General features: G+C 46.7%; 16 protein-coding genes, 2 tRNA genes and 1 other annotated feature. Of the genes, 2 read left to right on the top strand and 16 right to left on the bottom strand.

Annotated features, from left to right (window positions below):
• Positions 1-8: 8 nt before the first annotated feature.
• The gene (gene ilvN, locus ACWHAR_RS01360; protein WP_003152598.1) at positions 9-527 is read right to left on the bottom strand and encodes an acetolactate synthase small subunit; all 519 of its coding nucleotides are present in this window, start codon (positions 525-527) and stop codon (positions 9-11) included.
• A complete protein-coding gene (gene ilvB, locus ACWHAR_RS01355) occupies positions 524-2,248 on the bottom strand; it encodes an acetolactate synthase large subunit (protein WP_032874141.1) in 1,725 nt (574 codons plus the stop codon). Before ilvB ends, ilvN begins: the two co-directional genes overlap by 4 nt.
• Positions 2,249-2,367: 119 nt before the next feature.
• Positions 2,368-2,619, bottom strand: a binding site (T-box leader).
• A gap of 422 nt (positions 2,620-3,041) precedes the next feature.
• Between ilvB and ACWHAR_RS01350 the strand changes: the two genes are divergently transcribed.
• Positions 3,042-3,392 (top strand): hypothetical protein, encoded by a 351-nt coding sequence (locus ACWHAR_RS01350; RefSeq protein WP_032873786.1) that lies wholly within the window; start codon positions 3,042-3,044, stop codon positions 3,390-3,392.
• A gap of 39 nt (positions 3,393-3,431) precedes the next feature.
• Here ACWHAR_RS01350 and ACWHAR_RS01345 read toward each other — a convergent pair whose 3' ends face one another.
• From ACWHAR_RS01345 to sdhC, 14 genes are all read right to left on the bottom strand, one after another.
• On the bottom strand, positions 3,432-3,617 hold the full coding sequence (locus ACWHAR_RS01345; RefSeq protein ID WP_032873783.1) for a hypothetical protein: 186 nt from the start codon (positions 3,615-3,617) through the stop codon (positions 3,432-3,434).
• A 251-nt stretch (positions 3,618-3,868) separates the two neighbouring features.
• Positions 3,869-3,942: transfer RNA gene (locus ACWHAR_RS01340), tRNA-Arg, on the bottom strand.
• A 124-nt stretch (positions 3,943-4,066) separates the two neighbouring features.
• A tRNA-Arg gene (locus ACWHAR_RS01335) sits at positions 4,067-4,140 on the bottom strand.
• 113 nt (positions 4,141-4,253) lie between these two features.
• Positions 4,254-4,763, bottom strand: a complete 510-nt coding sequence (locus ACWHAR_RS01330; protein ID WP_032873780.1) for a YfcE family phosphodiesterase — start codon at positions 4,761-4,763, stop codon at positions 4,254-4,256.
• 15 nt (positions 4,764-4,778) lie between these two features.
• Positions 4,779-5,375 (bottom strand): XTP/dITP diphosphatase, encoded by a 597-nt coding sequence (locus tag ACWHAR_RS01325; protein WP_087920775.1) that lies wholly within the window; start codon positions 5,373-5,375, stop codon positions 4,779-4,781.
• An 11-nt stretch (positions 5,376-5,386) separates the two neighbouring features.
• Entirely contained in the window at positions 5,387-6,124 is a 738-nt protein-coding gene (gene rph / locus ACWHAR_RS01320; RefSeq protein WP_032873777.1) for a ribonuclease PH, read from the bottom strand.
• A 109-nt stretch (positions 6,125-6,233) separates the two neighbouring features.
• Positions 6,234-7,319: a GerMN domain-containing protein gene (locus tag ACWHAR_RS01315; protein WP_032873775.1), complete on the bottom strand. Its 1,086-nt coding sequence runs from the start codon at positions 7,317-7,319 to the stop codon at positions 6,234-6,236.
• A gap of 105 nt (positions 7,320-7,424) precedes the next feature.
• Positions 7,425-8,243: a glutamate racemase gene (gene racE, locus ACWHAR_RS01310; protein WP_012118125.1), complete on the bottom strand. Its 819-nt coding sequence runs from the start codon at positions 8,241-8,243 to the stop codon at positions 7,425-7,427.
• Positions 8,244-8,250: 7 nt separating this feature from the next.
• Positions 8,251-8,691, bottom strand: coding sequence for a MarR family winged helix-turn-helix transcriptional regulator (locus ACWHAR_RS01305; RefSeq protein ID WP_003152580.1), 441 nt, complete (start codon positions 8,689-8,691; stop codon positions 8,251-8,253).
• 185 nt (positions 8,692-8,876) lie between these two features.
• Complete coding sequence (gene gerE, locus ACWHAR_RS01300) at positions 8,877-9,101, bottom strand: spore germination transcription factor GerE (protein WP_003152579.1); 225 nt, start codon at positions 9,099-9,101, stop codon at positions 8,877-8,879.
• Between the two features lie 120 nt (positions 9,102-9,221).
• A complete protein-coding gene (locus ACWHAR_RS01295) occupies positions 9,222-9,659 on the bottom strand; it encodes an acyl-CoA thioesterase (protein ID WP_007612938.1) in 438 nt (145 codons plus the stop codon).
• Positions 9,660-9,718: 59 nt separating this feature from the next.
• The gene (sdhB, locus tag ACWHAR_RS01290) at positions 9,719-10,477 is read right to left on the bottom strand and encodes a succinate dehydrogenase iron-sulfur subunit (protein WP_003152575.1); all 759 of its coding nucleotides are present in this window, start codon (positions 10,475-10,477) and stop codon (positions 9,719-9,721) included.
• A gap of 2 nt (positions 10,478-10,479) precedes the next feature.
• Entirely contained in the window at positions 10,480-12,240 is a 1,761-nt protein-coding gene (sdhA, locus tag ACWHAR_RS01285) for a succinate dehydrogenase flavoprotein subunit (RefSeq protein ID WP_003152573.1), read from the bottom strand.
• Between the two features lie 33 nt (positions 12,241-12,273).
• Positions 12,274-12,882 carry a succinate dehydrogenase cytochrome B558 gene (gene sdhC, locus ACWHAR_RS01280; protein WP_003152571.1) on the bottom strand — a complete coding sequence of 203 codons (609 nt, stop codon included), beginning with the start codon at positions 12,880-12,882 and terminating at the stop codon, positions 12,274-12,276.
• A gap of 296 nt (positions 12,883-13,178) precedes the next feature.
• On the opposite strand from sdhC, the gene ACWHAR_RS01275 reads away from it, so the two are divergent.
• On the top strand, positions 13,179-13,625 hold the full coding sequence (locus ACWHAR_RS01275) for a YslB family protein (RefSeq protein WP_007612940.1): 447 nt from the start codon (positions 13,179-13,181) through the stop codon (positions 13,623-13,625).
• Positions 13,626-13,668: the final 43 nt, after the last annotated feature.

Here is a 13,668-nt window from a genome sequence, read left to right as displayed (position 1 = left end):
TTTTTGTGTTATACAATTGAAATTGTTTTATTGGATGACGCCTTCTGCTGGGTTCCCCTCGCAAAAGCCGTTGTGCCCGTTCTCGCGATTTCTTTAATGCCGTAAGGTTTGAGAAGCTCTATAAGGGCTTCGATTTTATTAGATTCGCCGGTAACCTGAACGACGATGCTGTCTCTTGAGACATCAACGACGGAAGCTCTGAACGGCTCAATGATTCCATTGATTTCCGTTCTGGCCGACGGTGCGGAAACAACTTTAATCAGTGCAAGCTCACGCTGTACAATCGATTGGTTTGTAATATCCGTCACTTTAAGGACGTCAATTTGTTTGTTAAGCTGCTTTGTCAGCTGCTCTACGTCATTTTCGCCTTCCACATGGACGACAAATGTAATCCTTGAAACACCGCTTGTTTCCGTGTGGCCTACAGTGATGCTTTCGATATTATAGTGTCTTTTTGTAAACAGGCCGGTGATCCGGTTTAATACTCCCGAGCGATTGACCACCGTTAATGTGATAATGCGTTTCAAGGTTTCACCCCCACCATTTCATGAAGTCCTTTACCCGGCGCAATCATCGGGAATACTTTCTCGCTTTTGGCGACCCGGACGTCAATAACGACCGGTTCTTTTGATGAAAGCGCCTTTTTAAGCTCTTCTTCCGCCTCTTCTTCCGATGAAATCCGGACGCCTTTAATGCCGTAGGCTTCTGACAATTTGACAAAGTCAGGCTGCGCCGAGAATTTGGATTCAGAATAGCGTTCTTCATAGAAGATTTCCTGCCACTGTCTGACCATGCCCAGACATTCGTTGTTCAAGATAACCACTTTGACAGGAAGATTCAGCTGCCGGATGACATCTAATTCCTGAAGGGTCATCTGAAAACCGCCGTCTCCGAGGATGGCAACGACCGTGGCGTTACGGTCAGCCAGCTGTGCTCCGATAGCCGCCGGAAGGCCGAAGCCCATTGTGCCGAGTCCCCCCGAGGTCACCCACTTATCAGCCTTTCGGAAAGGATAAAACTGAGCCGCCCACATCTGGTGCTGGCCGACATCCGTCGCCACAATCGCCTCTCCGTTTGTGAATTGGTGAATATACTCAATCAGCTTTTGGGGTTTCAAGCCCTCTTCTCTGTTGTCTGTATACCAAAGCGGATATTCTTCTTTCCATTCTGAAAGCTGCTGTTTCCATTCCTCTGTCTGTCCCTGTTTTCCGTTTTGCTTCAATAATTCCTGAAGGACGATTTTACTGTCGCCGACCACCGGAATCTGCGTTTCAATAATTTTTCCGATTTCAGCAGGATCAATATCGATATGCGCTACTTTGGCCGATTTTGCAAAATGCTGCAGATTTCCGGTCACACGATCATCGAACCGCGCTCCGATGCTGATCAACAAGTCACAGTGGTAAAGCGCCATATTCGCTGTGTATGTGCCGTGCATCCCCGCCATTCCCAGAAATAGAGGATGGTCTGCCGGGAAACCGCCCAGACCGAGGAGCGTGTGCGCTACCGGTATTTGCTGCTGTTCGACATAATTTTTTAAATCTTCTGAAGCTTTACCGTGCAAAACACCCGCTCCGGCTAAAATAACCGGCTTTTTCGCACTGCTTACAGCTTCCACGAGCTTTCGGATCTGCAGATAGTTAGGCTCTTTTACCGGCTGATAACCCGGAAGGCTGATCTCATGATCATATCTGAACTCTCCTTCAAATGCTGCGACATCCTTCGGTATATCAATTAATACCGGACCAGGTCTTCCCGTCGTGGCGATATGGAACGCCTCTTTAATCACACGGGGGAGATCTTCCGGACGGCGGACTTGGTAGCTGTGTTTCGTAATCGGCATCGTAATTCCTAAAATGTCGGCTTCCTGGAAAGCGTCGCTGCCGATGACCGAAGTGGCCACCTGCCCGGTAAATACTACGAGCGGCAGTGAATCAATCATCGCATCCGCAAGACCGGTAACTAAATTTGTCGCGCCGGGCCCTGAAGTAGCAATCACAACCCCCGGCTTTCCGGAGACTCTCGCATACCCTTCTGCCGCATGAATCGCGCCTTGCTCGTGGCGGGGCAGGATGTGAACCAATCCTGATTGATACAGTTTATCGTAAATCGGAAGGACGGCTCCCCCCGGATAGCCGAAGATCATCTCGACATTTTCTTTCTTTAATGATTCAATCAGCATCAGAGCCCCGTTCATTGTTTTTGTACATTCGGCAGACAAAGAATCCGCCTGTACATTTGTGCCCATTTTCAGTTCCTCCTTTTCAATGTTCCCTTCTAAAATCCAATTCATAAAACGCAGCGCCGGCTGACGCAAATAAAAAAGCCTTCCCACCCACATTCAGCCAAGCATTTCATGCGATAGCCAAAAGGGGCGAAAAGGCTTTGCTCTCCGCGGTACCACCCTTGTTTACGGTCATATGCAGACCGTCTCATGGATAATGATTATCCGTTTTGATAACGAGTAAACATTGCGTTCACTCGGCCGAGTCCTACTCTTTACATTTCAGACCGGCACTCTGAGGGGAGTTCACTTTGATTTGTTTTACCGGCTCTCAGCGTTACCGGCTCTCTGTGAAAAACTTCAGCAAAGCTACTTATCCTCTTCTGCGCTTTTTATTATGGCAGCTCTTTTATTAAAAAAGAACCTTCATTTGTTTGTTTTTTCAGTGTTTTATGATTTTTCTTTTTAGCGTGAATCATTTATTTATTTTTGTTTGAACTCATATTACGCCCGTTTGCAGGCAGTGTCAACAGCATTTTTATAATTATTAGACAATTTAGATTAATCAATCTACTTTGTATACGCTTTCATTACTGGTACAAAGGGATCTGTAAATATTAAAAGTTTTTATCATTTTTTTATTAATCTCTCAAGATTACATGAAATTTTTCCGTTCATATACGAATATGTCACATTTTATTACACGATTTTTCTCTGTCCTTCCGGCATGCTTGTCAGATATTCCGTTCGATTGAACAGGCTCTTTATACAGACATACGCATACACTGTTCTTATCTCGTAAGAAATGAGTGATGTCATGAATAAGATGTTATCAGGCATGCAGGGCCTGCCTCCTGGATTTCCGCCTTTACCGGTCTTACCGCCGCAGTCTTATTATCCCCCGGCCCCGATGCATACAGCTCCATATCAAGGCGGCCCTTCTTTTCAGCAGGGATTCCCGTCATCTGGATACGGACAGCAGACCCCGCAAAGCACGCTGTCATTCGCCGGACAGCAATTCGTTCCGTACCCTTATACATCCGGGTACTACGGCCAAACCTTCAGTGACGTCGGCGGAAGCCTCGGCGCCGGGGCACATCCCGGCGCGCTCGGAGGCGGTTTCAGCGGCCATGCAGGAAGCTTCAGTGCTCCGAGCGGATTCAGATGATACAAAAACCGGTCTCACACGGCCGGTTTCTTTTCATATTCACAAAGTATAACGGTCATTCCATTGATTCATTTCCTGCTCCGTATAGTAATCAGCCCTTGAAACCTCAACAATGATTAAACCGCATTGAGTGATTAAAAATTGCTTCAGTTCCTCAAACAGCTTGTCTTTTCCGCAAAAGATCGTTTCTATATTGTGATTTTTATATGCAAATGCGTACTTCAAAAGCTAATTCCTCCCGCTGTCTTTCTATCGATTATTGACAAAATGCATGATAGAAATTAGATAATTTATTACTCAAGGGCGCCTTAAGTATCTTTATACATATATTTATCACGGTAAATATTACATTAAGTTTCATTTATATTAAAATTACTTTACAATTTTCATCAAATACGGAACTTTTGTTTCGTAAAATAAAAAATAAAATACAAAAAAACCTCAAACCCATTGTCAGGGCTTGAGGTTTTTTTATACGTCCCAGGAGAGATTCGAACTCCCGACCGACGGCTTAGAAGGCCGTTGCTCTATCCGGCTGAGCTACTGGGACATGAAAATCAAATTGTTCTGCTGATCATTTTACCATGATATCAGCGAATTGACAATATAGTCATCCGATAAAAAAGGCCAGCGGCATCAGTTTTCACTCTGATGTCACCAGCTCTTTTTTTGTACGTCCCAGGAGAGATTCGAACTCCCGACCGACGGCTTAGAAGGCCGTTGCTCTATCCAGCTGAGCTACTGGGACAGCTTTTGCTTTATGTATCAGCGACAAGATTTATTATATACAGGTTCAAATCATAAGTCAATATTTTTTTAAAAACTTTTGATGGGGAAGAATGAAATCTCCCCCATCACTTGTTAAAAACTGATTGTATTCCCCAAGTCCTTCAATTCCCGACCCGTTTCGTCGTAAAATGTCACGGCGCCTTCTCTTTCTGTAAGAGTAAGAATGGCATAGCTTTTCACATTGCGGACTCTCGGAAGATGGATGCTGCCCGGATTAATCAAAAGCTTGCCCCGGAGCACTTCACTCCCGGCAATATGTGAATGGCCGAAGCAGACGATATCCGCCCCAAGCTCTTCCGCCCGGTAAAAAACAGTTAAAAGTGACTGTTTAATGCCGTGAAGATGCCCATGAACGGCCAGAATTTTCTTTGAACCGGCGTCCAGAAGGAGTTCATCCTGAAACCCGCCGCCAAAGTCGCAATTGCCTTTTACCGTGTGATATGGCGTAAGCGCCGGATGTGCGGCGTCAAGCTCTGAATCACCGCAATGAATCATCAGATCCGCTTCGTCTTCGTGCCGCTTTGCAATCGTCTCCAGCTCGTCTTCAAGGCCGTGACTGTCACTTATTATCAGCACTTTCATTGCATACGCTCCCCCTTATGAATCAAGCAGCTTTGACAGTTTCTTGAGCGCCTCAGCCCTGTGGCTGATTTTGTTTTTCTCAGCGCTTGTCAGCTGGGCCATGGTTTTATCTTTATCTTTCACAATAAAAATGGGGTCATAGCCGAACCCGTTATCCCCCTCGGGTCCTTCCGCAATATACCCTTCAACATGACCTTCGACCGTTTTTGTTTCCTGCCCCGGCATGCTGACGGCAAGGGCGCAGCGGAAACGGGCCGTGCGCTGCTCTTTTTCGATGCCTTTTAATTCTGACAGCACCTTGTCCATATTCGCCTTATCATCTTTTGCTTCTCCGGCATAACGGGCTGAATAAACGCCCGGTCTGCCTCCAAGGTTGTCCACCGATAAACCGGAGTCGTCTGCAATGACCATTTTGTTTACGGCTTTTGCCACGGCTTCCGCTTTTAAGATGGCGTTTTCTTCAAAGGTATGTCCGGTTTCTTCAATTTCTTCCGTAAATCCGATTTCCGCCAAAGAAGAGACGCTGTAGCCTTTCGGTTCGAGTATTTCCTTGAATTCTTTCACTTTTCCCTGATTATGTGTCGCAATAATGGCTTCTTTCACGGTGATCAGGCCTCTCTTTCTTATTTCAGTTCAGGCAATATTTCTCCCAGCACTTCTTTTTGCTTTTGAATAAGCGTCTGGATTCCTTTTTCGGCAAGACTTAACAGTCCGTTTAAATCTTCACGGGAGAATGTGGCTTCTTCGCCCGTCCCTTGAAGCTCTACAAAACGTCCGCTTCCCGTCATGATAATATTCATGTCGACTTCAGCTGCCGAATCCTCTTCATAATTCAGATCCAAAAGAAGGCCTTCTTCTTTATCCATCCCGACAGAAATGGCCGCGAGATAATCTGTCACAGGAGAGGTTTTGATAACGCCGCTTTTTACGAGTTTGCCGATCGCAATGGCCATTGCCAAGAAGGCGCCCGTAATGGAAGCCGTTCTTGTTCCGCCGTCAGCTTGAATGACGTCACAGTCGATCCAGATCGTCCGTTCGCCGAGCTTCTCCAAATCAACGACGGCCCGGAGCGCGCGCCCGATCAGCCGCTGAATTTCCATCGTTCTGCCGGAGACCTTTCCTTTTGAAGATTCTCTTATCGTTCTTTGATTCGTCGCGCGGGGAAGCATGCTGTATTCCGCGGTGATCCAGCCTTTTCCTCCGCCGCGTAAAAATGGCGGCACCCGGTCTTCCACAGATGCATTACAGATGACCTTCGTATTTCCCGCTGTAATTAAAACAGAGCCTTCCGGGTGAGTGATAAAATCCAAATCAAATGTGATAGGGCGCAGCTCATCGTGCTGTCTTCCGTCGTGTCTCATATTTTACCTCCGATTATATGTACATAAACCTTTTGTTCCGGATTGTGAATAAAGAAAGAGGCAGCCGGAACGCTAACCTCTTTTTTACTAGTATATCAAAAATCGCAAATTAAAAACTACCCGTATTCACTTGTGACGGCCTCGAAACAGGTTTTGAAAGGGATTCTCCTTTTTCATTCACCAGTTCTGATTTTCCGTTTACTTTTATAGAAACACTTTTGATCGACGGCTGTTCGGTTAACGTGAGGACGATGCTGTCCAGTACGCCCGATGATACCATTTTTGTTTTTTCGTCGGCGCTTCCGTAAATGGAGCTGTTAAAGTCCAGTGTAACCTGGCCGTCTTTCACTTTCGGCTTGCTGAGAAGTTTAACATCGTTATTAAAGTCCGTCAAAAGCCCGCTTGCTTTGCCCGGTCCGTCGGCGAGCCGTTCAACGGCAGCGGTGATGTCATTTGTTTCCGAATTGTCAATCCGCTTTGTGACAGGCACGTAGTATTCGCTCGTCTCTGTTTCCGCCAGATAATATACAGTCAGCGGGTGGGTGTCTGTCAGATCATTCACTCCGGCCGTTTCAATATTAATCCCGTCTTTTCTGCTTAAGTCGCCCGTAATCGGCGTGCCGCCCACCGGCATTTCTTTCAGCTCGTGCCCGTTGATTCTGATTTTGACTTTATCTATTGAGCTGAATTGGGTAAGCGTCCATGTAATCGATTGCAGGATTTTTTGTTCGTCTTCTTTTTTATAGTTTTTAAATTCCTTCGAAAAATCAGCGACGGCAGTGCCGTCTTTTTTAATATCGACATTTACCGTCGTATCAACAGGAAGCACCGCTCTGAAGCCGTTCGGCAGGATTTCTGACACAGGCCCTCCCTGAACCAAATACTCAAGGGCCTGCTTTGCGGTTCCCTCACTGTTCGGAAGAGGCAGTGTCTGTGCTGCGACATAGCCGTTTTTATCAATCAGATACAGCTCTCGCATGACTGTATTGGCCGGCTGGTCGGCTTTAGAAGTGCCGTTTTTCTCTGACTGCTTTGGTTTTGCCTGAATTCCCGCTTCATCCTTTACATATGAAATGTCTTGAGGCGGGTCAATTTCCCCGGCTGTTTTATCGGATTGAAACAAACCGCATCCAGATAACACAAAAGCCGAAGTAAGACATGTTGCAGCAATGACTGCAGGTCCTTTTTTCAGCATACTTTTCCCTCCTAAGGCTGTTTGTACTATGATGTATACGAGCCCTGTCCGGGAAATAGACCGGGAAGCGTAAAAAAACCCGCCGTAAACAGCGGGTTTTTTGATTTATTTTCTGACCGGCTCTTGAAGGGAGATGCACTCGACATGGCCGATTTCGTGGCCGAACCAGTCTTCGGCAATTTTTGCGAAGCCGTTCCGCTCTCCCGTTGTAAGAAATTGATGCTCCGGTGCATGTTTCGATTGGTTTAACAAACCTTTATAAGACAAGATGGTGCTCACTTCTCTCGCCGTCTCGTCTCCGGAGGAAATGATTTTCACATGCTCTCCCATATAGTTCTGAATCGGATCTTTTAAAATCGGATAATGCGTACATCCTAAAATCAAGGTGTCAATTGATGTACCTTTTAAAGGCTCAAGCGATGCTTCAACCGCTTCCTCCGCTGATTCCTGAAGAAACCGTCCGCTTTCCACAAACGGTACGAGCAGCGGACAAGCCGTGTTCTCAACTTGAAGTTCTGCGTTTAATCCGAGCAGCGCCTGCTCATACGCTCTGCTTTTAATGGTATTGACCGTGCCGATGACGCCGATATGCTGGTTTTTCGTGACCTTTATCGCCGTTCTCGCACCCGGCTGAATGACGCCGACAACCGGAATATCCGTTTTGCGCTGAATATCCTCCAAGGCAATGGCCGTGGCCGTATTGCAGGCGATCACGAGCATTTTGATATGGTGGTTTTCCAGCAGGTAATCGGTCATTTCCCACGTGTATTGAAGAACTTCTTCTTCAGGACGCGGGCCGTACGGGCAGCGTTTTGTATCTCCCACATAGATGATATTTTCCTTCGGTAGCTGTCTCATAATTTCCTTAGCAACGGTTAACCCGCCAACCCCGGAATCAATGACTCCTATCGGCTGTTCCAACAAAATCGCCTCATTTTCTTTTCATTTCATGCTGCAGTTTCAATAATGATTTTTCGAAAGCGGCTGTTTCTTCTTCGGAAAATGTCGCAAACATATCCCGCAAATAAGCCTGTCTTTTCAAAATCACTTCTTGGATAATGCGCTCTCCTTCAGCGAGAAGATGAATTCTGACGACCCGTCTGTCAGCCGGGTCTTTGACCCGCTCGACAAGCTTATTTTTTTCCATGCGGTCTATCAGATCCGTCGTCGTGCTGCAAGCCAAATACATTTTGCCTGATAATTCGCCTATTGTCATATCCCCCAATTCATAAAGCCATTGAAGCCCCACGAATTGCGGCGGTGTAATTGCATATTGGTTAAGGATTTCTCTTCCTTTTTGTTTAATGATCGCAGCGATATGGCGGAGTGATTTTTCGATATCCGCAACATGCTCTACAGATTTTGATGTCATTTGTCCATCCCTCACTCAAGGATCTTTCTGGGCTATGCGCTCCGTGTCTATTTTCCTTCTTTTTTTAAGAAAATGCAAGACTGACGGAGAAAAAGGAAAAACGGGATTTTCACCGCATGCCCATCAGCCCGGGCGCCAACGCAAATAACCGGCTCCTTCTCGAAAAGAAGGAAAACCGGCAAGAATCAGAGCTCTAGCTCACCCATTCTAAGAAGCTCGACAACAGCTTGCGAACGCCCTTTCACACCTAACTTCTGCATGGCATTTGAAATGTGATTCCGTACAGTTTTTTCACTGATAAATAGCTCGCTTGCAATTTCCTTTGTTGTCTTGTCTTGAACGAGCAATTCGAATACTTCTCTTTCTCTTTTGGTCAGCAGCGGCTTTGATTGAAAATCTTTCTCCTTCAAGTATTGTAACCCTCCTTGCTAAGGTGAGAGCGAATCTGAAACGAATGGGTTTATATAGTCAAGATATCATATGTAAAGGACGCTTCGGAGGTGACGTCTCTTAGAGAAATAGTTATCCGTTCAGGCGAGCAGAATGCCTTTCTCCCGCTCCGTCCAGCTGACCGCTTTGCCGCTTTCCTTCGACACTTGAACCATAACGACGGAACCTGTAAAGCACGGGAGGCCCGACTCATTTTCTCCAAGGTAATGAAGGGTGACGGACGCATTTCCGGCAGCGCTTGCTTTCACATAAATCCGCAGATTTTCATACGGCATCACCTGACGCATATAGTCGCACTGCTGGCTTGCGACGACGGTCATCGTTTCCGAGTTTTGCGCCGTCATGCCTCGCTGTTTAAAATAAGCGATCCGGGCTTCTTCAAAATAGATGAAAGGGGTTACATTATTCATATGGCCGAACATATCCGTTTCTGAAAAACGGACCGATACTTCAGTAAAGAAAGAAAACGACTGTCTCCATTCTTCAAACGGGATATCAATATATTGCGGTTGTTTCATCACCTTCAGCTCCTTATAAAAAAACCTCTCCCGTGCGGAAGAGGCTCTTTTTCTCTTTCTTATACTCTGTCGCTTCCGAAGAAATTACGGAATGCTTGTAAATTGGTATCTCTGTTCAAAGCAGCGATTGAAGTCGTAAGCGGAATGCCTTTCGGGCAGGATTGAACACAGTTTTGTGAATTCCCGCAATCTCCGAGGCCGCCGTCTGTCATTAACGCTTCTAAACGTTCTGCTTTGTTCATCGCGCCCGTCGGATGGGCGTTAAACAGACGCACTTGTGACATCGGGGCAGGCCCCATGAATTTCGACTTGCTGTTGACGTTCGGGCAGGCTTCGAGGCAGACGCCGCATGTCATGCATTTAGACAATTCATATGCCCACTGGCGGCGTTTTTCCGGCATTCTCGGCCCCGGCCCCAAATCGTAAGTTCCGTCAATCGGCACCCATGCTTTCACTTTTTTCAGTGAATCAAACATTCTGCTGCGGTCAACCTGAAGGTCACGGACAACCGGGAATGTTTTCATCGGCTTCAGACGGATCGGCTGTTCCAGCTTATCAATCAGCGCCGTGCATGACTGGCGAGGTCTTCCGTTGATGACCATGGAGCAGGCGCCGCATACTTCTTCAAGACAGTTCATGTCCCATGCGACCGGAGTGGTTTTCTCTCCTTTTGCATTCACGGGGTTTCTGCGGATTTCCATCAGGGCGGAAATCACGTTCAGATTCGGGCGGTAATTGATTTCGAATTCTTCATCGTATGGCGCGCTTTCGGGCGTATCCTGACGTGTAATGATAAACCGTATCTTTTTCTCACTCATGATTATTTCGCCACCTTCTTCTTCGAGTAGTCGCGTTTACGGGGCGCAATCAGTGATACATCGACATCCTGATATTCAAATTCCGGAGCTTCAAACGGACCGGCATGTTTAGCCATCGTCGTTTTGAGCCACTCATCGTCATTTCTTTCAGGGAAATCCGGTTTATAGTGCGCTCCCCGACTTTCATTTCGGTTATATGCGCCGAGCGTGATGACTCTGGCAAGCTGAAGCATATTGGAGAACTGGCGGGTGAACATCGCCCCTTGGTTGCTCCATTTTGTCGTATCGTTGATATTGATTTTCTTAAAGCGTTCCATCAGCTCTTGGATTTTGTCATCCGTTTTCAAAAGCTTGTCGTTGTGGCGGACCACCGTGACGTTGGCCGTCATCCATTCTCCGAGCTCACGGTGAAGCACGTAAGCATTTTCGTCGCCGTCCATCTTCATGATATCGGCCCATTTTTCTTCTTCTTTTTTCACATAGGAATCAAATAATGAAGAAGACAGGTCTTCCGCTGATGTTTCAAGTCCGGAAACATATTTCACCGCATTCGGTCCGGCCACCATTCCACCGTAGATAGCGGAAAGCAGAGAGTTCGCCCCTAAACGGTTTCCTCCGTGCATTGAATAATCACATTCACCCGCTGCGAACAGTCCGCGGATGCTTGTCATCTGATCATAGTCAACCCACAGTCCGCCCATTGAATAGTGAACGGCAGGGAAAATTTTCATCGGAAGCTTGCGCGGGTCATCGCCCATGAATTTTTCATAGATTTCGATAATGCCGCCAAGCTTAACGTCAAGCTCTTTCGGATCTTTGTGCGACAGATCGAGATACACCATGTTTTCACCGTTGATGCCGAGTTTCTGATTCACGCACACGTCAAAGATTTCACGTGTCGCAATATCCCGGGGCACGAGGTTTCCGTAAGCCGGATATTTTTCCTCAAGGAAGTACCAAGGTTTTCCGTCTTTGTACGTCCAGACTCTTCCGCCCTCGCCGCGCGCCGATTCACTCATCAGACGCAGTTTATCGTCCCCCGGGATTGCTGTCGGGTGAATTTGGATAAATTCGCCGTTTGCATAATAAGCGCCCTGCTGATAAACGATTGATGCGGCAGATCCCGTGTTGATCATGCTGTTTGTTGATTTTCCGAATACGATTCCGGGTCCTCCCGTCGCCATAATAACGGCGTCAGAACGGAATGACTCGATTTGCATATTGGTCAGATTTTGGGCTACGATACCGCGGCACGTGCGCTCATCGTCAAGAACGGCGCCGAGGAATTCCCAGCCTTCGTATTTTGTGACGAGACCTGCCACTTCATATCTGCGCACCTGCTCGTCCAGTGCGTAAAGCAGCTGCTGACCCGTCGTCGCTCCCGCGTATGCGGTTCTGTGATGCTGTGTACCCCCGAAACGGCGGAAGTCCAAGAGCCCTTCCGGCGTTCTGTTAAACATAACCCCCATGCGGTCCAATAAGTGGATAATGGACGGCGCCGCTTCACACATCGCTTTTACAGGAGGCTGGTTTGCCAAAAAGTCGCCTCCGTATACCGTGTCATCAAAATGCTCAAACGGAGAGTCTCCTTCCCCTTTTGTGTTGACAGCTCCGTTTATCCCGCCCTGCGCGCAGACCGAGTGAGAGCGTTTGACCGGAACGATGGAAAACAATTTAACGGCCGTGCCTGATTCCGCTGCTTTAATTGTCGCCATGAGGCCGGCAAGACCCCCGCCGACTACGATAATGCTTGATTGACTCATGATAGCCCCTCTCCCTCTAGTAATCTAGTTCTCTTACACAAACGCAAAAATCGCTTTTAAACCTACGTATGAAAGCGCTAAAAATATAATCAGCGTCACGTAAGTCGAAATTCTTTGAGAACGCGGCGTGACCGTGATCCCCCATGTGACCGCAAAAGACCATAAGCCGTTTGAAAAGTGGAAAATGACCGATAAAACGCCTACAATGTAAAAACCGAGCATAAACGGCGAGCTCAGAATATTCGCCATCATATCGAAGTTGACTTCAGCGCCCATCTGCGCGGCAATCCGCGTCTGCCACACATGCCAGCTGACGAAAATAAGGGTGAGAATACCAGTGACACGCTGAAGCACAAACATCCAGTTTCTGAAATAACTGTAGTGGCCAGCGTTGTTTTTCGCAGTAAATGCTATGTACACACCGTAAACCGCATGATAAATTAAAGGTAAGAAAATAATAAAAATTTCTAACGCATACCTGAACGGCAGACTGTCCATAAAGCCGGCCGCCTTGTTAAACGCATCCGCTCCCCTTGCGGCAAATTGGTTGACGACTAAATGCTGGATCAAAAAGATGCCGACCGGAATAACACCGAGCAAGGAATGCAATCTTCGAAAATAAAACTCTCTGTTCCCAGACATTACTTTACCCCCTGTTTGATTTAAGTGCGAAATGTACTAAAATCTCTGCCCCCACTTCGTTTCAATTGTAAGCACTTTATTAAAATTTATTGACAATTTCATTTTACTCCTCCCTCAAAAGGGCGTCAAGAAAACGTGTACATAAATTATAATTTTCGGAATTGATTATCTGGAGGGAAAATTTTATTTTCCTGCGATATCTTTCTCACATTTTTTCGCGTGTTTTATAGGATCATCCTGTAATCCTCCCCCATGTTTAAGCTATAATAAACGAAGGAGAGAGGGGAATACATAATATGAAGAATAATTATGAAGCAGCTTTAGAACCTTTAACTGAACTCGACGTCAGCGCATACGGCTACGAATTAATCCGGGAAATCGTGCTTCCGGATATCCTCGGCCCGGAGCATTCATCCATGATGTATTGGGCGGGAAAACGCCTCGCCCGCAAATTTCCTCTTCAATCGTGGGAAGAAATCCCCGCCTTTTTTGAAAAAGCCGGCTGGGGAACTTTGACAAACGCAGGATCAAAAAAACAAGAACTGGAATTCGAACTGGAAGGACCGCTCGTATCCAGCAGGCTCAAACATCAGAAAGAGCCTTGTTTTCAGCTTGAAGCCGGTTTTATAGCCGAACAGATTCAATTGATGAACGATCAGATTGCAGAATCTTATGAACAGGTAAAAAAGAGAGCGGATAAAGTCGTCCTGACCGTAAAATGGGATATGAAGGACCCTGTATAATTGAAAAAAGGCGGTGACTCCAAGTCCCGCCTTTTTGCCTGCC

Source organism: Bacillus sp. LR--39 (assembly GCF_053613335.1).
The sequence above is the reverse complement of the archived record's forward strand: the minus strand, read 5'-3'. Positions and strand labels throughout refer to the sequence as shown.